The organism is Amycolatopsis thailandensis (genome assembly GCF_042723255.1).
GTDB classification, from domain to species: domain Bacteria; phylum Actinomycetota; class Actinomycetes; order Mycobacteriales; family Pseudonocardiaceae; genus Amycolatopsis; species Amycolatopsis thailandensis.
Map to the genome: position 1 here is coordinate 1 of NZ_JBHXJK010000105.1, position 20,646 is coordinate 20,646.

The 20,646-nt window shown below is 68.4% G+C and carries 22 protein-coding genes and 1 tRNA gene; 8 read left to right on the plus strand and 15 right to left on the minus strand.

Annotated features, from left to right (window positions below; translation table 11 throughout):
- Positions 1-138: 138 nt before the first annotated feature.
- The 7 genes from ACFWMR_RS31610 to ACFWMR_RS31640 all read right to left on the minus strand — a co-directional run bounded on the left by ACFWMR_RS31610 (position 139) and on the right by ACFWMR_RS31640 (position 4,681).
- Positions 139-393 (minus strand): glutaredoxin family protein, encoded by a 255-nt coding sequence (locus tag ACFWMR_RS31610; RefSeq protein ID WP_378381024.1) that lies wholly within the window; start codon positions 391-393, stop codon positions 139-141.
- Positions 390-1,160 carry an MBL fold metallo-hydrolase gene (locus ACFWMR_RS31615; protein ID WP_378381025.1) on the minus strand — a complete coding sequence of 257 codons (771 nt, stop codon included), beginning with the start codon at positions 1,158-1,160 and terminating at the stop codon, positions 390-392. Before ACFWMR_RS31615 ends, ACFWMR_RS31610 begins: the two co-directional genes overlap by 4 nt.
- Positions 1,157-1,969, minus strand: a complete 813-nt coding sequence (locus ACFWMR_RS31620; RefSeq protein WP_378381026.1) for an NUDIX hydrolase — start codon at positions 1,967-1,969, stop codon at positions 1,157-1,159. The genes ACFWMR_RS31615 and ACFWMR_RS31620 overlap by 4 nt, the downstream gene beginning before the upstream one ends.
- A 253-nt stretch (positions 1,970-2,222) precedes the next feature.
- Positions 2,223-3,383, minus strand: a complete 1,161-nt coding sequence (locus ACFWMR_RS31625) for a hypothetical protein (RefSeq protein ID WP_093932337.1) — start codon at positions 3,381-3,383, stop codon at positions 2,223-2,225.
- A gap of 38 nt (positions 3,384-3,421) precedes the next feature.
- Positions 3,422-4,051 (minus strand): hypothetical protein, encoded by a 630-nt coding sequence (locus tag ACFWMR_RS31630; protein WP_037318589.1) that lies wholly within the window; start codon positions 4,049-4,051, stop codon positions 3,422-3,424.
- On the minus strand, positions 4,052-4,507 hold the full coding sequence (locus ACFWMR_RS31635; RefSeq protein WP_093932336.1) for a RidA family protein: 456 nt from the start codon (positions 4,505-4,507) through the stop codon (positions 4,052-4,054).
- Between the two features lie 12 nt (positions 4,508-4,519).
- Positions 4,520-4,681, minus strand: a complete 162-nt coding sequence (locus ACFWMR_RS31640; RefSeq protein WP_005166970.1) for a DUF4177 domain-containing protein — start codon at positions 4,679-4,681, stop codon at positions 4,520-4,522.
- A 129-nt stretch (positions 4,682-4,810) separates the two neighbouring features.
- Between ACFWMR_RS31640 and ACFWMR_RS31645 the strand changes: the two genes are divergently transcribed.
- The 4 genes from ACFWMR_RS31645 to ACFWMR_RS31660 all read left to right on the plus strand — a co-directional run bounded on the left by ACFWMR_RS31645 (position 4,811) and on the right by ACFWMR_RS31660 (position 8,830).
- Positions 4,811-5,755, plus strand: a complete 945-nt coding sequence (locus tag ACFWMR_RS31645) for an esterase/lipase family protein (RefSeq protein WP_378381027.1) — start codon at positions 4,811-4,813, stop codon at positions 5,753-5,755.
- A gap of 666 nt (positions 5,756-6,421) precedes the next feature.
- Positions 6,422-6,670: a hypothetical protein gene (locus ACFWMR_RS31650; protein WP_093932365.1), complete on the plus strand. Its 249-nt coding sequence runs from the start codon at positions 6,422-6,424 to the stop codon at positions 6,668-6,670.
- 22 nt (positions 6,671-6,692) lie between these two features.
- Positions 6,693-7,697: an ArsA-related P-loop ATPase gene (locus ACFWMR_RS31655; protein WP_093932364.1), complete on the plus strand. Its 1,005-nt coding sequence runs from the start codon at positions 6,693-6,695 to the stop codon at positions 7,695-7,697.
- Positions 7,697-8,830, plus strand: coding sequence for an ArsA family ATPase (locus tag ACFWMR_RS31660; protein ID WP_093932334.1), 1,134 nt, complete (start codon positions 7,697-7,699; stop codon positions 8,828-8,830). The genes ACFWMR_RS31655 and ACFWMR_RS31660 overlap by 1 nt, the downstream gene beginning before the upstream one ends.
- A gap of 63 nt (positions 8,831-8,893) precedes the next feature.
- Here ACFWMR_RS31660 and ACFWMR_RS31665 read toward each other — a convergent pair whose 3' ends face one another.
- A complete protein-coding gene (locus ACFWMR_RS31665) occupies positions 8,894-9,211 on the minus strand; it encodes a WhiB family transcriptional regulator (protein ID WP_005166974.1) in 318 nt (105 codons plus the stop codon).
- Positions 9,212-9,561: 350 nt separating this feature from the next.
- Between ACFWMR_RS31665 and ACFWMR_RS31670 the strand changes: the two genes are divergently transcribed.
- From ACFWMR_RS31670 to ACFWMR_RS31680, 3 genes are all read left to right on the plus strand, one after another.
- Complete coding sequence (locus ACFWMR_RS31670) at positions 9,562-11,730, plus strand: transglycosylase domain-containing protein (RefSeq protein ID WP_378381028.1); 2,169 nt, start codon at positions 9,562-9,564, stop codon at positions 11,728-11,730.
- Between the two features lie 651 nt (positions 11,731-12,381).
- Positions 12,382-13,326, plus strand: coding sequence for a metallophosphoesterase (locus ACFWMR_RS31675; protein WP_093932331.1), 945 nt, complete (start codon positions 12,382-12,384; stop codon positions 13,324-13,326).
- Positions 13,327-13,354: 28 nt separating this feature from the next.
- Positions 13,355-13,428, plus strand: a tRNA-Pro gene (locus ACFWMR_RS31680).
- Positions 13,429-13,864: 436 nt separating this feature from the next.
- Here ACFWMR_RS31680 and ACFWMR_RS31685 read toward each other — a convergent pair.
- Positions 13,865-14,557 carry a methyltransferase domain-containing protein gene (locus tag ACFWMR_RS31685; RefSeq protein ID WP_093932330.1) on the minus strand — a complete coding sequence of 231 codons (693 nt, stop codon included), beginning with the start codon at positions 14,555-14,557 and terminating at the stop codon, positions 13,865-13,867.
- 39 nt (positions 14,558-14,596) lie between these two features.
- Between ACFWMR_RS31685 and ACFWMR_RS31690 the strand changes: the two genes are divergently transcribed.
- Positions 14,597-16,441, plus strand: a complete 1,845-nt coding sequence (locus tag ACFWMR_RS31690; protein ID WP_378381029.1) for a prolyl oligopeptidase family serine peptidase — start codon at positions 14,597-14,599, stop codon at positions 16,439-16,441.
- Between the two features lie 69 nt (positions 16,442-16,510).
- On the opposite strand, the gene ACFWMR_RS31695 is transcribed toward ACFWMR_RS31690, so the two are convergent.
- The 6 genes from ACFWMR_RS31695 to ACFWMR_RS31720 form a co-directional block, all read right to left on the minus strand.
- Positions 16,511-16,696: a 2-hydroxymuconate tautomerase gene (locus ACFWMR_RS31695; protein ID WP_093932328.1), complete on the minus strand. Its 186-nt coding sequence runs from the start codon at positions 16,694-16,696 to the stop codon at positions 16,511-16,513.
- 9 nt (positions 16,697-16,705) lie between these two features.
- Positions 16,706-17,332, minus strand: a complete 627-nt coding sequence (locus ACFWMR_RS31700; RefSeq protein WP_093932327.1) for a TIGR03085 family metal-binding protein — start codon at positions 17,330-17,332, stop codon at positions 16,706-16,708.
- Between the two features lie 62 nt (positions 17,333-17,394).
- Entirely contained in the window at positions 17,395-18,768 is a 1,374-nt protein-coding gene (locus ACFWMR_RS31705) for a glutamate decarboxylase (RefSeq protein WP_093932326.1), read from the minus strand.
- A 122-nt stretch (positions 18,769-18,890) separates the two neighbouring features.
- The gene (gene dps / locus ACFWMR_RS31710; RefSeq protein WP_093932325.1) at positions 18,891-19,367 is read right to left on the minus strand and encodes a DNA starvation/stationary phase protection protein Dps; all 477 of its coding nucleotides are present in this window, start codon (positions 19,365-19,367) and stop codon (positions 18,891-18,893) included.
- A gap of 57 nt (positions 19,368-19,424) precedes the next feature.
- The gene (locus ACFWMR_RS31715) at positions 19,425-19,847 is read right to left on the minus strand and encodes an organic hydroperoxide resistance protein (RefSeq protein WP_093932324.1); all 423 of its coding nucleotides are present in this window, start codon (positions 19,845-19,847) and stop codon (positions 19,425-19,427) included.
- A 137-nt stretch (positions 19,848-19,984) separates the two neighbouring features.
- Positions 19,985-20,560 (minus strand): NADPH-dependent FMN reductase, encoded by a 576-nt coding sequence (locus tag ACFWMR_RS31720; protein WP_378381030.1) that lies wholly within the window; start codon positions 20,558-20,560, stop codon positions 19,985-19,987.
- Between the last annotated feature and the right edge of the window lie 86 nt (positions 20,561-20,646).

A 20,646-nucleotide genomic window follows, 5' to 3' on the forward strand; every position in this document is an offset into this window, starting at 1 on the left:
CCTGATGTCCCCAAAGTGGCTTTCGCGTCACCGGCCTCGGCGCCGGAGCCCGACGCATCACCCGGATGTCATGAAAGCCCCTTTCCTGACGAAAAACGTCAGGAAAGGGGCTTTCATGACACAGACGAGACCCGGTGCTCAGGATGCGGAGGCGGCCTTCACGGCGGCCTCGATCTCGGCGAACGAAGGGTTCACCATCGCCGTCGAGCCCACGAAGACCGTCGGCACGACCTCGTTCCCGTCCGCGACCGAGCGCACCCGCGCGGCGGCGTCCGGGTCTTCCCAGATGTTGACCCGCTTCACGGTGAAGCCGCTCTTCGACAGCGGCCGCTCCAGCGCGGCGCAGAACCCGCATCCGGGGCGCCAGTAGAACTCGACCTCGACGTCACTCATTCGCCGTCCTCCGACCTCAAGTAGTCCAACTGTGCCCGCACGCTCCACTCGGCGGGTGCCCACAAAGCCTTGTCGACGTCGGCGTAGACGACCTCGACGACCTGGCGCGGGGTGGCGTCCGCACCGAGCTCCTTCAGTGCCGAACGCACCTGGTCCAGCCGTTCTTCCCGGTGCGCCAGGTATTCGCGCGCGGTCGCGGCGAGATCGGGCAGTTCCGGGCCGTGTCCGGGCAGGCCGACGGTGCCCTCGGGCAGTTCGATGAGCTTGCGCAGCGAGCGCAGGTAGTCACCGAGGTCGTGCAGCACCGTGGTGCCGCGGCCGAGGATGGTGTCACCGGTCAGGATCTGGCCGTCGGACACCAGGCAGATCGAGTCCCCGGTGTGTCCCGGCGTGTGCAGCACCGAGAGCCGCAGGCCCGCCGCCTCGATCACCTCACCGTCCACAAGGGACTTCCCGCCGACGCACAGCGACTCGTCGAACGCCCGCACCGGAGCGCCGACGCGCTCGGCGAACCAGGGCGCGCCCTCGGCGTGGTCCGGGTGATGGTGGGTCAGGACGATCAGCTCGACGTCGCCGGTTTCCGCCAGCAACGTCAGATGCTCGATGTCCTCGTGACCGGGGTCGACGACCACGGAGCCGGCCGCGCCCGCGCCGCGCAGCACCCAGGAATTGGTGCCCTCCAACGTCATCGACGACGGATTGTGCTCCAGCAGCACGGAAGCCGTCGGCGTCACCCGGCGCAGCACGCCGTACGCGGGGGCGCTCATGCCGGGTCCATGACGACGCGGACCTTGTCACCGTCGCGCACCAGCGTCGGCATGATCTTGACGATCTCGCGTTCGACGGCCTGCACCGCGGCGGCCGAGCCGAATTCGCCCAGCTCGGCGAGGGTGATCCAGGTCGGTGGCATGAGCATGCGGCGCCCTTCCTTGGCGTCGGCGATGGCCTCCTCCGGCCGCTGCCAGCCGGTGCTGACGGCCTCGGAGGTGGCGCTGTCCGCCTCCTGCCCCTCGGGCAGCACGGCGACGAAGAAGCAGGTGTCGTAGCGGCGCGGTTCCTGGGGCGGGGTCAGCCAGTTCGCCCATGGGCGCAGCAGATCCGCGCGCAGGGTCAGGCCGTTCGCTTCGAGGAACGCGGCGAGGGAGAGTTCGCGGGAGACCAGCTTTTCGCGGGCTTCCCGGTACGGCGTCGTATCGGTGACGACGGCGTCGCCGATGCTCGCGAGCAGCACCCCGGACTCCTCGAACGTCTCCCGCACGGCCGCGCACACCAGGGCGCTGGCGAGCGATTCCCCGCAGCCGAAGCGTTCCGCCCACCAAGCGGGTTCCGGGCCGGTCCAGCTCACCGAGGCGTCGACGTCGCGGGAATCCACGCCGCCGCCGGGGAAGACGGTCATCCCGCCCGCGAACGGCATGCCCTTCACCCGGTGCTGCAGGAAGACCTCGACGCCTCGCGCGCCGTCACGGAGGAGGATCACGGTCGCCGCGTCCTTGGGCGTCACCGGCTCGCCGTCGGCGTTGGCGCGGGTGCCCACCCCGGCCCCCACCGGGATGTCGAATGTCAGTTCTTCAGCCACACCCGCAACCTAACACTGTGTCTGTCTGTCGAGCGCTGCCGCAAACACGCCGAAAGGGCGCCCTCCGCAGGCAACCGGAGTCGCGTGTGGATACGCCCTTTCGTCGAGTTTCCGGGGCCTCCGGCCCAAAGAGGGCGCTCGACGAAGTCTCCGTCGGGCGCTGAGCGCCCTTGGGGAGACGGCGTTTCGTCCTCTGGTCGCGATCGTTGCGCGTGCAACTACCTCATCCAGAGGACGAAACGCGTGGGTCTTGCTAGGACCAGCTAGAGCCGCTAGAGCGCGAAGCGCCGTTCAGCCGGATCTTCGCCGCTTCGGCGCGCTCCCGTTCGGCGAGCTCGGCGTGCAGCTCGCGCAGGAGCGCGCGGTCGCGCTCGCTCAGGCTGGGGTCGTCCAGGTCGAGAGCGGGCAGCTCGACGACCTCGTGCATGCTCGGCTTGCCCGAGGCGATCTCGCGGCCCTTTTCGGGGTCCTCCTTGAGCGCCTGGCGCAGCTGGGCCACTTCGGCCGGGGTCAGGTCGGCCGTGCGCTCGGCACGGGTCTCCGCCCGCGACTTGCGCGGCGGCGCCGTCTCCGGCGAAGACACGGGCGAGGACGGCGGTGGCGTGGCCACCGCGGCCGCCTGCTGCACGATCGGCACCACCGGCGCGATCGGCTCGACCGGTTCGTGGCCACCGCTGCCGACCGGCCGCAGCCCATGCCTGCTCGGCTGCTCCTTGGCCGGCTCGGGAGCCGGGGCGGGAGCGGGCGGCGGGGTCATCGGTTCGGACCGAAAGTCACTGGAGTGGGTACTCCCCGTGACCCAGACCGGGCTCGCGGCCGAAGACGCGGCCTGGTGGTACGCGGACCGCGCGACACCGGGCCCCGCGACCTCGACGACCGAGCGGATACCCGCGCGGCGAAGCGCGGTGTCCACCCGGAACGCGACCGCGGGCGGGTTGCCCTCCGGGCCGATCTCGACCAGCACCACCCGCTGCGGCAGCGCGCCGGGCACGCTACCGGCGGGCGTGTTCCGCCACACCGCGTGCACCGACCGGACGTCCGGCAGCACCTGCAGGGTGCGGTCGAGCGCCTCGGCGAGGCCGAATTCGGGCTGGTTCTCGCCGGTGAACCGGTGCGTGAGCACCGACTCGTCCTCTTCGACGAGCAGGTCGTTCGCCAAGGTGGCGTCGGACCGGCTCATTTCGAGGACGAGCGCGAGTTCACGCTGCTCGGACGAGCTCACCGGGATCTTCCCCGCGATCAGGGTTCCGGTGGTGAGCTCCACCGCTTCGTCGATGTGCGCACGCGCGATCAGCTCACGCGCTTCGGTCAAAGCACTGTCGTCGATTCGACCCGCCAGGGCCAGTAACAGGTTGTGCAGGCGCAGGGGCACCGAGAACCCGTCCATGGGCGGGCCGTCGTGGACCTCCACCATTGCTCTGCTCCCTCCCGGCTCGCCTGGTGGTGCGAGCGTTAAGCGGCGACCAGCCGACTTCCGGTGTCCACCGCGCCCACACAGACCAGCTCGGAGTTGGCGAGCGCGGTGCGGTGATAGCCGGTGAGGTCGATGCTCGGCGGGAGAACCTCGACGCCGGGCTCCTCGTCACCGAGCACGCGCAGGACGCGCTGCAGTTCGCCGGTCAGCCTCGGGAGCCCGTTCAGCGCCGTGACCAGGAGGACTCGTTTCGCCCCACCCTCGCCGACCACACCGAGGTGTCGCCAGCTTTGCCGCACTTCACCCACATCCGGCCGTCCCCGCAACGTTGCGTGGATCAATACGGACACAGAGTCGACGGAGTTCACCCATTCGGGCGCACTCTGCGTGAATGTGTACCTGGTCTCGGTGACGTCGTCTACCCCCAGGGTGGAACTCACCTGATGCCAGTCGGCTCCGTGAGGAATGAGCCCGGCGACTAGCAGGCGATACTCGGTTTGATCCAGGTCGATCCTGTGCTTAAGCAAAGACCGGGGCAGGGTCCGCGCGAGCGTGCCCATCGCGCCCTCGCCCAGCCAGTCGCGGAACCGCCACAGGAGTTGGTCCGGCAGGCGTCCCGCCAGCCGGAGCAGGAGCTCGTGCGAGGACTTCTCGATGTCGGGATCCATCTACTTCACCTCCACGATCAGTTCGATCTCGACCGGCGCCCCGATCGGCAGCTCGGCGACCCCGACGGCCGACCGGGCGTGGATGCCCGCCTCGCCGAAGATCTCCCCGAGCAGCTCGGACGCCCCGTTGATGACCGCGGGCTGACCGGTGAAGCCTTCCGCCGACGCCACGAAACCGACGACCTTGACCACTCGCGCGATGTTGTCGATCCCGACGACCGAGTCGACCGCGGCGAGGGCGTTGAGGATCGACGTCCGCGCGTACTGCTTCGCCTCTTCGGGGCTGACCTCGGCGCCGACCTTGCCGGTCGCTTCGAGCTCGCCCTTGACGAAGGGCAGCTGCCCGGACGTGTAGACGTGCGAACCGGTACGGACGGCGGGCACGTAGGCCGCCAGCGGTGCGGCGACGCCGGGCAGTTCGATACCGAGCTCGGCGAGTCGATCGCTCCAGGTCATGGCTTCAATCCCTCAGTTCTTGGCTCGTTTGAGGTAGGCGACGTGCTGCTCGCCGGTCGGGTTCGGGAGCACGGTGACGAGCTCCCAGCCGTCCTCGCCCCACTGGTCGAGGATCTGCTTGGTGGCGTGGATCAACAGGGGGACGGTCGCGTACTCCCACTTGGTGGCGCTCATGTCCGGGAGCGTAGCCAAACCGGCAAGGGCGCCCGACACACATGCGGCAAACCCTCTCGTGACCGGCTCGCCGATTTCCCGCCGATGTGTTTCACTTCACACCTACTCGGGAGTAGATAGGACGTTGACATGCGGACAACGAAGTCCCTCGCCGTCGCCTGCCTGGCCGCGGCCCTTGCCCTGATCTGCGCTTCAGCGGCGTACGCCGACGAGAAACTTCCCGTTCCGTGGACACTCGCGGCGGCACTGCCCGCGCAGGCGGCGAACCCCGGCGGCCCGCCTCCCGGCGCGAACGACTTCGGCTGCCGTCCGGGCGAGGCGCATCCGAACCCGGTCGTGCTCACCCACGGCCTCGGCGCCAACCAGACGGTGAACTGGCAGACGTTCGGCCCGCTGCTCAAGAACGACGGGTACTGCGTCTTCTCCCTGACCTACGGGATCCCCGGGAAGCCGCTGCCGATCTACCAGCCCGGCGGCCTCCTGCCGATGGAGCAGAGCGCGAAGGAGCTCTCGGCGTTCGTCGACAAGGTGCTCGGCGCCACCGGGGCGTCCAAGGTGGACATCCTCGGGCATTCCGAGGGCACGCTGATGCCTTCTTACTATGTGAAGTTCCTCGGCGGCGCGTCCAAAGTGGACAAGTACGTGAGCCTGACCCCGCTGTGGGACGGCACGACGTTGTTCGGCGCGTCACATCTCTACGCGCTCGCGAGCGCGCTGGGGCTGGCGCCCGGGTTCAACGGGATCCTCGACCCGGTCTGCGGCTCGTGCCGTCAGTTCCTGCGCGGCTCGGAATTCCTCACGAACCTGCACTCGGGCAACGGCGTCTTCCAGCCGGGAGTGACCTACACGAACATCATGACCCGCTACGACGAAGCCGTCGTCCCGTACACGAGCGGGATGGGCAAAGGCCCGAACGTGAAGAACATCGTCCTCCAGGACAGCTGCCTGCTGGACCTGGCCGAGCACGCCGGGGTCGCCGCCGACCGCAACGCGGCCGGGCACGTCCTCAACGCGCTCGACCCGGCGCACGCGAAGCCGGTGCCGTGCGTGCCCGCGACGCCCATCGGGAGCTGACCCACTCCAAGTACATGAAGGCCCCCTTCCTCGCGCCTAACGCCAGGGTCTCGGCAAAGTCGCATAGGCGGGTGTCGTGAGTGGCGTTTCGGGTTCTGGCGGACTCGTATTTACCTACCCACTGGTGTGGACCGGCGAGTGTGGAGGATTTGGGACGTTGAACGTCCCGGATCTTCCACGCTCGGCCTGGTTGATGTGGGAGTTGGGGCGGTGCACGTCCTGGGTCTGTCGTCGGTGGGGCCTGTTTCGTCGTGCTGCTGGAAGGTGGTGTGGTCGACGGGGGAGAATTCCGGCCGTTGAGCGTCCGGGATCTTCCCCCGTCACCTCGTCTGTCACTGGTCCTGGCCGACATGACCTTGATCAACGGAAGATCCGGGACACTCAACGTCCCCGATCTTCCGTTGATCAAGGTCCGAAGCACCACTCACGACCACTGGGGCCGCTCTGTGCGTGGGTGTGGTGTCGGGATCGCGCCGGTCCGGCACCCGGGGGATTCAGTGGGCTCAGTGCGCCGTGTCGCGAAAGCCACTTTCGCAACGTTGAAGGTTGCGAAAGTGGCTTTCGCAACCTCCCTGGCCAGCGGAGAGGCGACTTTTGCCGAGACCCTTGCGCCTAGGTACAGGAAGGGGGCCTTCATGTACTTCGGTCACCGCTACGGTGGGGTCCGTGGAGACCTGGCGTGTGGTCGCGACCGTCCTGCTCGCCGCGGCCGGGCTGCCGCTGGTGCTGGTCCTGATGGCCAAGGCGCGGGACCGCCGGAACAGCTCGGGAGCGGTCGCGATCACCGGCGCGGTGGCCTTCGTGGTCCTCTTGCTGCTCGGTGTGGTGATGCTCACGGTGCTGCCCACCGTCCTGACCTGGGCCATCGTCGCCGTGGTCGCCGCTGCGCTCGGCGTCATGATGCTGGCGAGCTGAGGGCTCAATTAGGGTGGGACCGGTGAGCACTCCCCTTGCCGGCTGGACCGACGAACTCGCGAGAGCCAGGCTGCATTTCGTCACCGGTAAGGGCGGGACGGGCAAGACCACGCTCGCCGCGTCCTTGGGCCTCGCGCTCGCCAAGGGCGGGCGCCGGGTTCTGCTGATCGAGGTCGAAGGGCGCCAGGGCATCGCCCAGCTCTTCGACACCGAGCCGCTGCCGTACGCCGAGCAGCGCATCGCGGCCGTCCCCGGCGGCGGTGAGCTGCGCGCGCTGCACATCGACGTCGAGGCCGCGCTCCTCGAATACTTCGAAATGTTCTACAACCTCGGCTTCGCGGGCCGGACGCTGCGGCGGATGGGCGCGATCGAGTTCGCCACCACGCTCGCGCCGGGTCTGCGCGACGTCCTGCTCACCGGGAAGATCAAGGAATGCGTCGGCCGCACCGAGTCGGACGGCCGCCACACCTATGACGCCGTCGTCGTCGACTCGCCGCCCACCGGCCGGGTCGTGAAGTTCCTCGACGTCACCAAGGCCCTGACCGATCTCGCCAAGACCGGCCCGATCCGCGGCCAGGCCGACGGCGTCGTCCGGCTGCTGCATTCCGGCGAGACCGCCGTCCACCTGGTGACACTGCTGGAAGAGATGCCGGTGCGGGAGACCGTCGAAGCGGTCGCCGAACTCGACGGAGCGGATCTGCGCCCCGGCGCGGTGCTGGTCAACCGGGTCCGCCCGCCGCGACTGCCCGCCCGTTCGGTGCTGGCCGCCGCGGACGGCCGCGTCGACGCCTCACGCGTCCGCGCCGGGCTCGCGTCGGCCGGGCTGGACCTGCCCGAAACCACGCTCGACGCGCTCGTCGAGGAGACCGTCGAGCACGCCGTCCGGGTCGCGGCCGAGCAACGCGCCCGTGAGCAGCTGTCCGAAGCGGACCTGCCGGGTCTCGAACTGCCGGATCTGACCGACGGGGTCGACGTCGCGGCGCTCTACGACCTCGCCGAAGCGCTGACCGAGCAGGGGGTGCGCTGATGCCGGACGACATCCTGGAGATCGACAAGCTGATCGACGATCCGGAGAGCCGGGTCATCGTCTGCTGCGGATCCGGCGGCGTCGGCAAGACGACCACCGCGGCGGCGCTGGCGTTGCGCGCGGCCGAACGCGGACGGCAGACGGTGGTGCTCACCATCGACCCGGCGCGGCGGCTGGCGCAGGCGCTCGGCCTGCGCGAACTGGGCAACCACCCGAAGCAGGTGAAGGTCGAAGGCTTCGAGCCCAAGGGCGAGCTCTGGGCGATGATGCTCGACATGCGCCGCACCTTCGACGACATGGTGCGCGTGCACGCCGGCCCGGAACGCGCCGAACAGCTCTTGCAGAACCCCTTCTACCAGACCATTTCCACGTCGTTCTCCGGCACGCAGGAGTACATGGCGATGGAGAAGCTGGGGCAGCTCGCGGCCACCGACGAGTGGGACCTGATCATCGTCGACACGCCGCCGAGCCGGTCGGCGCTGGACTTCCTCGACGCGCCGACGCGGCTTTCCAGCGCGCTCGACGGCCGGATGATCCGGCTGCTCACCGGGCCCGCGAAAGCGGGCGGCTGGGGTCTGCGCAAGGTCGTCAACGCCGGGTTCTCGATGTTCGCGAAGGCCGTCTCGACGATCATCGGCGGCCAGTTGCTGACCGACGCTTCGGCGTTCATGCAGGCCTTCGACAGCATGTTCGGCGGCTTCCGCGAACGCGCCCGCAAGACCTCCGAGCTGCTGCGGTCCGGCGGAACTTCTTTTCTCGTGGTGGCCGCGCCGGAGCCGGACGCGCTGCGCGAGGCGTCCTACTTCGTGGAGCGGCTTTCGGAAGAGAGCATGCCGCTGGCCGGGCTGGTCGCGAACCGGACGCATCCGGTGCTCGCCCCGCTGTCCAGTGCGGAGGCCGTCGCCGCCGCCGAGCAGCTCGCGAAGGGCAAGACCGGCGCACCGCTGGCCGAAGCCGTCCTCCGCCTGCACGCGGACCGGGTCGCGCTGGCCGAACGGGAGACGCGGCTGCTCGCCAGGTTCACGCGGGCGCATCCCGAGGTCCCGCTGGTGCGGGTGCCCGCGCTCCCCAGTGACGTGCACGATCTCGAAGGCCTGCGCGACATCGGCACGCGCTTGGCGACTCAGTCCTGATCCTCCGTGAAGGACCTCTTCCCCACCTTGGACTCGGGGAAGGGGCCCTTCACGGAATCATGATCACGAGACTCGGACGCGTACGTCTTCCTCTTCGTCGATCCCGGTGAAACTGCGCTTCGCCGCTTCAAGCAGGTCCGCCCAGCTGGAAACGTCCGGCCGCCGCCTCAGCAGCGCCCGCCGTTCCCGTTCGGTCATACCTCCCCAGATGCCGAAGTTGATCCGGCCATCGAGCGCTTCGGCGAGGCATTCCGTCCTGACCGGGCAACCGAGGCAGACCGCCTTGGCCCGGTTCTGTTCCGCCCCCCGGACGAACAAGCCGTCCGGATCGGTGTCGCGGCACGACGCATTGACTCGCCAGCTCGACTGGTTGGTTTCCATACCCCCAGCTCCCTACCCTGGTGTTCGACACACCACGGGAGGACGAAAAGCCTGCGCTCCTGCCCCCATGAGCGTGTCTCCCTGTTGCTCACGTCGGTTGAGCCGGCACCTCCCCGGTGCCGGGTGCCTCCGTTCGGTCGAATGCGACTGCCGCTCGCACTCACCCGTCTGTCGGCTTTTTCATACGTGAGACGTTGACGGACTGTAAGGGCCCTCGGTTCCCTCCGCCAAGCCCTAGAATGCCTCCGACTACCAGCCGTCACCCCATGGGGTCGGTTTCGTAACCGGATCCCCACCCACAGCGAGGTGACGTCACGGTGGGCTAACGGGATCCGCGTACCCTGGTCCGCGTGCGCAAAACGGACGGTCTGCTGAAGCTCATTGGCCTGTGTGTGCTCGCGGGAGTGCTGGTCGCGGGGATGTTGTTCCCGGTGGCGGGCGCCGCGGGCGTTCTCTCCAACCAGGCGAGCGAGACCGTCGACAAGACATCTTCGGACCTCGCGGACATTCCGCCGCCGCTGGTGACGACGATCACGGACAACACCGGCAAGCAGATCGCGACGCTGTACAAGCAGTTCCGCATCCCCACCACCGAGACGCAGATCAACGACGCCATGAAGTGGGCGCTGATCTCGGTCGAGGACAAGCGCTTCTACGAGCACAACGGGGTGGACTGGAAGGGCACGCTGCGCGCGGCGGTCAGCAACAGCACCGGCGGGGACACCCAAGGCGCGTCGACGCTGACCCAGCAGTACGTCAAGAACTACCTGATCAACGTCGTCTACCGGGACGACAAGCCGGGCCAGAAGCGCGCACAGGAGCAGTCGGTCGCCCGGAAGCTGAAGGAAGCCCGCATCGCGATCCAGCTGGAAACCAAGCTGAACAAGATGCAGATCCTGACCGGCTACCTGAACGTCGTCGAATTCTCGCGCGAGATCTACGGTGTCGGCGCGGCCGCGAACGCGTACTTCAACACGCCCGTCGAAAAACTCACGGTGCCGCAGGCGGCGTTGCTGGCCGGTCTGGTGAACAACCCGGCCGTCAACGACCCGTGGAAGAGCCCGGCGAAGGCGACCGAACGCCGGAACCTGGTGCTGGACCGCATGGTCGACAACAAGAAGCTCGCGAAGGTGGACGCGGACCGGTTCAAGGCCGAGCCGCTCGGCGTCGTCGAAGGCGGCCCGCAGAAACCCGCGTCGAACTGCGTCGGCGCCGGTACGGAGAACGGTTTCTTCTGTCAGTACGTCGAGGACTATCTCCTCAAGAACGGCATGACGAAGGACGACCTGTACACCGGCGGCTACCAGATCAAGACCACTTTGGACGAACGGGCGAACCACGAAGCCAAGATCTCGGCCGAAGCCCAGGTCAAGAAGACCCAGGACAACGTCGCGAACACGCTTTCCCTGGTGAAGCCGGGCAAGAACCGGCACGAAGTGGTGGCGCTGGCGGCGAACCGTGACTACGGGCTGCACGAAGATCAGGGCCAGACGACGTTCGCGTTGCCTTCCGGCGTCTACAACACCGGCGGCGCGGGCTCGGCGTACAAGGTCTTCACCGCCGCCGCCGCGTTGGAAGCGGGTGTGGCGGGGATCAACAGCCCGCTGCCGGTGCCCGACTTCTACACCTCAAGTGTCTTCGCGGGTGGTGGCAACAAATGCGCTCCGACCGGGCCGCCCATGCGCTCGCGCTGGTACTGCCTCGGCAACGCGGGCGACTACAACCCCGCCGGTGGGCAGATGTCGATGCAGCAGGCGCTGGCGACGTCGCCGAACACCGCGTTCGTGGCCCTCGAGGAGAAGGTCGGGAGCACCGGGCCGATCGTGGAGATGGCGCGGAAGCTCGGCATGCGCGACACCATGGCCAGCAACCTCGGCGGCGGCGCCGTGGACCCGAAATCCGACAACCCCGGTGCCAACGCCAGTCAGCTCCAGGCGTTCGGTCCGAGGCCCGGCTGGCCCGGGAACGCCTCGTTCACCCTCGGCCCGGCTCCGTTGAGCGGCCTGGAATTGGCGAACGTCGGCGCCACGATCATGAGCGGCGGCGTCTGGTGCCCGCCGACCCCGCTGTCCGGTGTCACCGACCGGGACGGAAAGCCCGTGCCCGTCAAGGAAGCCGCCTGTGAGCAGGTGGTGCCCGAAGGTCTCGCCAACACCCTCGCCGTCGGCCTGAGCCGGGACAGCGCGCCCGGCGGCACGTCGGCCGGCGCCGCGAGCAACGCCAAGTGGAACCGGCCGGTGATGGGCAAGACCGGAACCACTCAGAGCAACGGCTCGGGAACGTACCTCGGGGCCACCCCGCAGCTCGCGGGCGCGGCGATGGTGTTCCGCCCGAAGGGTGGAAACGGCGGTCTCTGCTACCTCGGCCCGGGCAACGTGACCACCCGCGGCTGCGAAAACATGTTCGGCGGCAAGACGCCGGCGCAGACCTGGTTCGGGGCGATGTCGAAGATCCTCGATGGCCAGGAAGCGCTGCCGTTGCCGCAGCCGGACCCGAAGTACATGGGCGGCGGCCGCTGATCCGGCCGACTGAGGATTCAAAGCAGAGCCCTGCTCCGGGCTAACGTTCGTCGACAGCCATGGCGATAAACAAACGTGACCGGGGCAGGGCTCGTCTACATTCCAGCGTTCATCTTGTCGATCTACCTCGCCAGTCGGTCGTACCCGACGCGGCGAACCGGGCTCGTCGTCCTGTCGGCCCATTCGCTCCTGTCCGCTGTCATGGTGGCGTGGCTGAGCATGGCGACGGTCAGTCCCGGGAATTCCGGCATCATCGGGCTTTGGCTGGTGATCTTCGGCCCCGGCGCCGCTATCGCACTGTGCCGCCTGCTTGGCATACTGTGGCGCCAGATCTCCGGGTCTCCCGAGAGACAAAAGTGGGTACACCGCCCAAGGGCGGCTGGTGACTCAAGGGCGGCATTCACCAGCTTAAATCACCATGCGTTACCTGAATCTAACTTTACGTGAGCATCTGGCGCCCTAAGAGTGGCCTGCGGTCGACGGGATCATGTCGTCTGATCACGACACCCCGCGCCGACCACGGAAAGTGAAGAAAAGAGGCCATTCCAGCGATTCTTCGGCATCGCCGGAATGGGGGCGGACGATCACCACCGATGAGCACGTAAACTGGACATTGTGAGCACGCTCAGTAACAACAGTACGTCGGGGGCGATGGTACGGCGCTTGGCCGTGGGAACCGTCGCCCTGGGAGCCGCGACCCTCGGTTACGCAGTCGGTATCGAAAGGCGCCGGTGGACGCTCCGCACGGCGGAGCTCCCGGTCCTCGCCGCAGGGGCGAAACCCTTCACGATCCTTCACATCTCTGATCTGCACATGCTCCCCGGGCATGTGAGCAAGCAACGCTGGGTAGCCGCGCTCGACGAGCTGGAACCGGATCTCGTCGTCAACACCGGTGACAACCTGTCACATCACCAGGCCGTGCCGTCCGTGCTGCGCGCGCTCGGCCCCCTGCTCGACAGGCCCGGCGTGTTCATCTTCGGCAGCAACGACTACTACGCACCGAAGCCGAAGAACCCCGCCCGCTACCTCATGCCGAAGGGCAAGAAGAAGCGGATCCACGGCGAGCACCTGCCCTGGCGCGATCTGCGCGCGGCCTTCGTCGAACACGGCTGGGACGACCTCACGCACGTCCGCCGCACCATCGAGGTCGCCGACCAGTACGTGTTCACCGCCGGCGTCGACGACGCGCACCTGCGCCGCGACCGCTACGCCGACATCGCCGGCCCGGCCGACCGGGGCGCCGCCGTCCGTATCGGGGTCACCCACTCCCCGGAGCCCCGCGTCCTCGACGAGTTCGCAGGCGACGGCTACGACCTCGTCCTCGCGGGACACACCCATGGCGGGCAGCTCCGCGTCCCCGGCTACGGCGCTCTCGTGACCAACTGCGAACTCGACCGCACCCGCGCCCGCGGCGCGTCCCGCTGGGGCGCCCAGATGTGGCTGCACGTCTCCGCCGGTCTGGGCACGTCTCCGTACGCCCCGGCCCGTTTCGCGTGCCCGCCGGAAGCGAGCCTGCTGACCCTCGTCCCACGGGGTACGACCAGCGACAATCACCGGAAAGCAGCCCCCCGCAAAGCCCGAAACACCGTCCGCTAAACTTCTCCTCGACCCGCTAAGAAGTATCCGGGGTGTGGCGCAGCTTGGTAGCGTGCCTCGTTCGGGTCGAGGAGGTCGTGGGTTCGAATCCCGCCACCCCGACGTTGGATCAAGAAGGCCTCGCTCGCAGAAATGTGAGCGGGGCCTTCTTGCGTTGCGTTCGGCACCTCGGCCGAAGGACACTTTCGCCCGCGCCGCATACAGGAAATCCCCCTTCGCTCGCCCCGAGCAGCCCCCGCCACTCCCAGGGGGGCGACCCCGGGTCCAGCGTATCCACCGGGGGTGTCGGAACTGGCTGAGAGCGGGGGCCACGGGGCTGGTTGTCCACAACGGCGGATGACTGTGGACAACCGGGGCCCCTGCCCCCAATGTGGCATTGGGGACACTCAGCGTCCCCAATGCCACATTGGGGGCACGGCAGCGAAGCTGCAGGAGCGAAGCGGCGAGACGGCGAGGCGGCGAAGCGGCGAAGCGGCGAAGCGGCAGGGCAGCGAAGCGGCGAGGTGGCGAGGCAGGGAGGCGGCGAGTGGGAAAGGGGTCAGCGGGTGGCGAGTAGTTCGGTCCAGCACTGCGCGAAATCGCCGTCTCCCGAACGCGCCCAGGACCACGCCGAGCGGGCGGCCGAAGCGAGCTGATCCCGATCCGGGGTCGTCGCGGTTTCCAACGCCGTCACCAGCCGTGCCTCCACGTACGTCGCCAGCGCCCGATACGTCGTGTCCGTGCGGTAGCGGGTTTTCGTTCGCACGTCGCTGAAACCGGCGGCCGTGACCGCGGCGGGAATCGAGCGTCCGGCGAACGGGTCGCCACCCGCACGACGGCACAGCAGATAGTGCCCGCGAAGAGCGGCATCGACGTTCGCCGTCTTCGGCCGCAACCGCGCCCGACTCCAGTCCGATGTGGACAGTGCGAGCGTGCCGCCCGGCTTGAGCACCCGCCGGAGCTCCGCCAGCGCGACACCTGGCTCCCGAAGGTGTTCGAAGACGGCGTGCGCGAAGACCACGTCCACCGACGCCTCGGCGAACGGCAACGCGCACGCCTCCGCCACCAGAAAGTCCACTGTGGACTTTCTGTGCCCGTTGTCGATACCGAGGGTGATCGATCCCGGCCCGCAGCCGACGTCGACGAACCCCATCCCCGGTCCGAACAGCGGTTGCGCGAACACGGCCCGTTCGACCGCTTGGCGCGCTGACCGCGCGGACACCGCGGCGCGCGGCGCGTTTCCCTCCAGCACCCCGCACACAGTACGGCTCCGGAGTGGCAGGATCGAGGGGTGAGCACGCAGCCAGGCAATGAATATCCGTCCGCGGCGGTCCTGGACCGCCTGTTCGACGACGCCGAAGCCGAGGCCAGGTGGCGGGCCCGCTTCCACGCGCCGCGCATCTCGGTCCCCGAGTGGGCCATCGACGCCCCCGACGCGAACATCTACGTCTCCAACGCCAGCGGCGTCTGGGAGGTCTACTCCTGGGACCGCTCGACCGGTGAGCACCGCCGCGTCACCGACCGGCCCAACGGCACCATGCACGCGACGCCGTCGCCCGACGGCCGCTGGATCTGGTGGTTCAACGACACCGACGGCGACGAATTCGGCTCCTGGGTCCGCGAACCGTTCGCGCCGGGAGCCGCCGCCGAGCGCGCGGTGCCCGACGTCCACGACGGCTACCCCGCCGGGCTCGAGATCGGCACCCGCGTGATCGCCGTCGGCGTCTCGACCGACGACGGCAGCGAACTCTTCGCCCACATCGGCGGCGAGACCACCAGCTTCTACCGGCACGAAGACGACGCCGGGATCGCTTCGCTTTCCCGCGACGAATCGCTGCTCGCGATCTCGCATTCCGAGCACGGTGATTCGCGCCACCCCGCGCTGCGCGTCCTGTCGACAGACGGCTTCGGCACGGTTGCCGACAAGTGGGACGGCGAGGGCAAGGGGCTCGGCGCGCTGGAGTTCTCCCCGGTCGCGGGCGACCAGCGGTTGCTGGTGCTGCACGAGCGGCGCGGCCGCGAGGAACTGCTGATCTGGGACACCGCCGCGGACACCGAGCAGGAGATCGAACTCGACCTGCCCGGCGAAGTGGTCGCCGGCTGGTACCCGGACGCGCGGGCGCTGCTGGTCGTTCACTTCCACCAGGGCCGCAGTTCCCTTCACCGGTACGATCTCGCGAGCGGCGAATTGTCCTCTTTGGACACTCCGCCCGGCCGGATCGGCGGAGCCGGCGTGCGACCCGACGGCACCGTCGAGTACTCGTGGTCCAGCGCCGCGCAGCCGACGGCGGTGCGCGCGCGGACCGCGGGCGGCGCCGACTCGGTCCTCCTCGAACCGCCGGGCGAGCGGGCGCCGGAATCCGCGCCTGTCACCGACGCGTTCGTCGACGGCATCGGCGGGCAGATCCACGCACTCGTCTCACGTCCGGCCGACGCGCCCGAAGGCCCGCTTCCGACGGTCTTCTCCTTGCACGGTGGTCCGCATTCGGCCGACGAGGACCGGTTTTCCGCGTACCGCGCGGTCTGGCTCGACGCCGGATTCGCCGTCGTCGAGGTCAACTACCGCGGCTCGACCGGCTACGGCTCGGCCTGGCGCGACGCCATCGAGGGACGTCCCGGCCTGACCGAACTCGAAGACGTCGCCGCCGTGCACGACTGGGCTGTCCAAAGTGGACTCTCAGACCCGGAGAAGTGCGTGGTGAACGGCGCTTCGTGGGGCGGTTACCTGAGCCTGCTGGCGCTGGGCACCCAGCCGGCGCGGTGGGCGGCGGGGGTCGCGGGAGTGCCTGTCGCGGACTACGTCGCCGCGTACGAGGACGAGATGGAGCAGCTGCGCTCGTTCGACAGGGCGCTGTTCGGCGGTTCGCCGGAGACGGTGCCGGCGGTGTACCGGGAATGCTCGCCGATCACCTACGTCGAGGCCGTGACGGCGCCGGTGCTGGTGCTCGCCGGGGACAACGACCCGCGCTGCCCGATCCGGCAGGTCGAGAACTACCTCGACAGGCTCGCGAAGCGCGAAATCCCGTTCGAGTTCTACCGCTTCGACGCGGGCCACGGATCGCTGGTGATCGCCGAGACGATCAAGCAGACGGCGATCGAGGTGTACTTCGCGCTGCGGGCCGTCGGGCTTCGCTGAAGTGTCATGAAAGGGGCTTTCAAGACAAAAAATGTCTTGAAAGCCCCTTTCCTGACATCCGGTGCGGGGTCAGCGGTCCGAGAAGAGGGTGCCGCCGGCCGCCCAGTGTTCGGCGGGGATCTCGTTGATGGTCACCCAGACGCCGTCGGGGTTGCCGCCGCAGGTGCGGACGAAGGCGTCGGTCACCTCGCGTACGAGAGCCTGCTTCTGTTCGGCCGTCCGGCCGGGGAACATCGAAACGCTGATCATCGGCATGACCGGACTCTAGAGGCCGCGATCGTGTTTCCGCAGACGGTCGACGGCGTAGGCGTCCCCTTCGAAGGTGATCCGGGCAGCGTCGCGGCCGAAGACGAACAGCAGCAGCTCGATCGGCGCACCGACCACGGTCACCGTGTCCGGGCCTTCCTTCACCCGGGCTTCGCGCCCTTCAGGCGTCTTCAGGACCACGCCGACCGGTGATTTCCGCAGGTTCAGCTTCGACGCCTGCTTCGCCGACTTCCACGCCGCCGCGTCCCGCGTGGACTCGGCCGGACGCGGTTCCCAGCCGGGCTGACCCCGACGGACGTCCTCGTGGTGGATCAGGAACTCCGCGCTGTTCGCCAGCTCGTCGAGCGCGCCGATCGACGTCGGCCAGAACCAGGCCGGACCCGACCGCACCTTCCCGACGACCTCGGTCCACGGCCGCGCGGCATAGGAGTCCTGCACCCGCTGCGTGTACGACGCCAGAGCGGGCACCAGGATCCCCGGCGCCGCGTCCGGCCGCCGCTCCCGGACCAGCAGATGAGCCGCGAGATCCCGCGTCTTCCAGCCCGCGCACAGGGTCGGCGCGTCCGGGCCGACCTCTTCGAAAAGCTCGCTCAACGCACGACGTTCGTCTCCGGCGACTCCCATACCCCCCGACGTTACGCGCCGGTAGGGCCCGGGGAAATCCGGCGTGACGCAGGGCACCCGGCTCAGTGATGGAACGCCGTCCGCCGTCGCGGCCGGTGATCGAGCTCCGGCAGCAGCCGCCGCAGATCGTCCAGCAGCAGATCCGCGAGGTCATGCGTGAAACCGTTGCGCACCACGATCCTCAGCACCGCGAGATCCGTCCGGTTCTCCGGGAACGTGTACGCCGGGACAAGCCACCCACGCTCCCGAAGCCGTCGAGACACGTCGAAGACATCGAAGCCCTCGACGTCCGCCTTCGTCGTGAAGGCGAACACGGGCAGCTGATCGCCGCGCGTCAGCAACTCGAACGGCCCGAGCTCGGCGATCCCGTCCGCCAGCTGGGTGGCCACATCTCGCGAAGCCTGTTGCACCGCACGGAAACCTTCACGCCCGAGCCGGACGAACGTGTAGTACTGCGCGGCCACCTCGGCACCGGGACGCGAGAAGTTCAGCGCGAAAGTCGGCATGTCGCCACCGAGATAGTTGACGTTGAAGACGAGCTCGTCGGGCAACGCCGCCTTGTCACGCCACAACACCCAGCCGACGCCGGGATAGACCAGCCCGTACTTGTGCCCCGACGTGTTGATCGACGCCACCCTCGGCAGCCGGAAATCCCAGCTCAGCTCCGGATCCAGGAACGGCGCGATCATCGCGCCCGAAGCGCCGTCGACGTGCACCGGGATGTCCCAACCGGACCGCTCCTGCAGCCCGTCGAGCGCGGCCGCGATCTCGGCGACCGGCTCGTAGCTGCCGTCGAAAGTGGACCCGAGGATCGCGACGACGCCGATGGTGTTCTCGTCGCACCGGGCGATCGCCTCGTCCGCCGTGAGATGGAAGCGGTCGCCGTCCATCGGCACCAGCCGCGGCTCGACCTCCCAGTACTCGCAGAACTTCTCCCAGCACACCTGGACGTTCGCGCCCATCACCAGATTCGGCTTCCCGGTGCGCCCCAGCTTCGACCAGCGGCGCTTGAACGCCATCCCGGCGAGCATGCAGGCTTCCGAGGAGCCCGTCGTGGAACAGCCCATGACCTCGGTGGGATCGGGCGCGTGCCACAGGTCGGCGAGGATGTTCACGCACCGGCGCTCGAGTTCCGCCGTCTGCGGGTACTCGTCCTTGTCGATCATGTTCTTGTCGACGCATTCGGCCATCAGCTCACGGGCCTGCGGCTCCATCCACGTGGTGACGAACGTGGCGAGATTGAGCCGGGCGTTTCCGTCGAGCATCAGCTCGTCGCGCACCAGCTGGAGCGCGGTGTCGGCGGGCAGCGGATCCTCGGCGAGGCTGTCGTGCGGGAGGCGGATGTTCGCGGCGAGCGCGGGATACGCGCCGGCGTACAACGGGTTGGCCCCGCTCTTGCGGTCCGGATCGGTCGCTTTCCCCTTGTGCAGCACCATGGACCGAACCTAACCGCGGAAGCCTCCGGTGGCACCTCGATCGGCCCGGCATGCCATGAACGGCCCGTTCCTTGCGAAATTTGCAAGGAACGGGCCGTTCATGGCGTACGGGACCGGAGGGGTCAGGCCTGCTGCGCCTGCCACATCCAGTGCGCCTTCTCGAGCTCCTGCGTGATCGCGATCAGGAGGTCCTGGGTGACCAGGTCGCTCTTGTCGGTCTCGTCGATGCGCTTGCGCAGGCGCTCGATCAGCGCCGCGAGGATATCGACGATCGCGGCCACCGTGGACTCGACGGACTGCCAGTTGTCGGGATAGTCCGGCAGGCCGGAGCTCTCCACGACGGCCTTCGCCTGGCCGTTCGGCGAGACACCGATGGCGTTGGCGCGCTCGGCGACCTCGTCGGTGTACTGGCGCGCGGTGTCGACCAGCTCGTCGAGCTGAAGGTGCACACTGCGGAAGTTCGCGCCGACGACGTTCCAGTGGGCCTGCTTCGCGATCAGCGACAGATCCACCAGATCGACCAGCGTGGCCTGCAAGGCGTTACCGGTGATCTCCTTGTCGGCGTCGCTCAACGGACTCTTGATCGGGGACTTGCCCATCTTCGGTCTTCCTTTCGGAAATCAGTCGGTTCGGGAGTGGACCTGCCTTGGACGGGATCAGACCGTCGCGGACAGCGCGACCTCGATGTTCCCTCGGGTCGCGTTCGAGTACGGGCACACCTGGTGCGCCTGCTCGACGAGCTGATCGGCCTGCGCCTGCTCCAGACCGGGCAGCGAAACCTTGAGTGCGACGGCGAGGCCGAAACCCTCGCCCTGCTTGAGCACGCTGACCTCGGCGGAGACGGTCGAACCGGCCAGCTTCACCTTGGCCTGGCGCGCGACGACCTGGAGCGCGGAATGGAAACAGGCGGAGTAACCGGCGGCGAACAGCTGCTCGGGGTTGGTCTTGTCCCCGCCCGGCCCGCCCATCTCCTTCGGGACTGCCAGCGACTCGTCGATGACGCCGTCGGAGGACGTGACCTCACCGTTGCGGCCGTCGCCGCGAGCGGTGGCAACAGCGGTGTACAGAGCCTCAGCCATTCTTCGCCTACCTCCTGGTTCAAGACACGCCCCGTTGAGCGTCTCTGTGGTGCCAACGTCCCGCAACCGCGAAACCTTGCCACCCCATGGCAGGCATCACGTCCGGGAATTACCCGGACGTGGGCCGAAACAAACGACTAGTGACCGGTGCGACTCAGCGCGAACCCGGCGACCTGGCTTCCGATCAGGCGAAGAGTGCGGACGGTCTTGTCGTCCGAGGCGCCGCCCGCCTCGTCGAACTTGGTCTCCGCGGTGTTGATCGAACCACCCAAAGGGGTGGCCCAGCCGCGCAGCGCGTGCGTGATCGTGCGCAGCTGCTCCAGCGTGGTGACGGCGGCCTGCCAGCCGAACGCGACGGCGGCCAGGCCGACCGCGCGGCCGTCGAGGTACGGACGGGCGTCGTCACGCAGGTCTTCGACGTAGTCCAGGGCGTTCTTGACCAGACCGGACAACGCGCCGTGATAGCCGGGCGAGACCACGACGATCCCGTCGGCGCGGCGGATCGCCTCGACCAGACGAACGGCCCTTTCGTGCCGCTCCGCCAACGCGGTGTCGTAGAACGGCAGCACCAGTTCGGGACCGGAGATCAGTTCGGTGGTGACCCCGGCCTCGGCCGCGCCGTCCAGGGCGATGCGCAGCGCGCGCTCGGACTGCGAGCCCTCCCGCAGGGAGCCGCCGATACCGAGGACATGAACCGCGTTCGTCGAAGTCACGCTTTCGAGGCTAACCCCTCTACTTAAGTGGAGGACCAGGATCTGGAACGGAGTCCTGCGTCACACCCGTTCGCCTCAACGGCCGT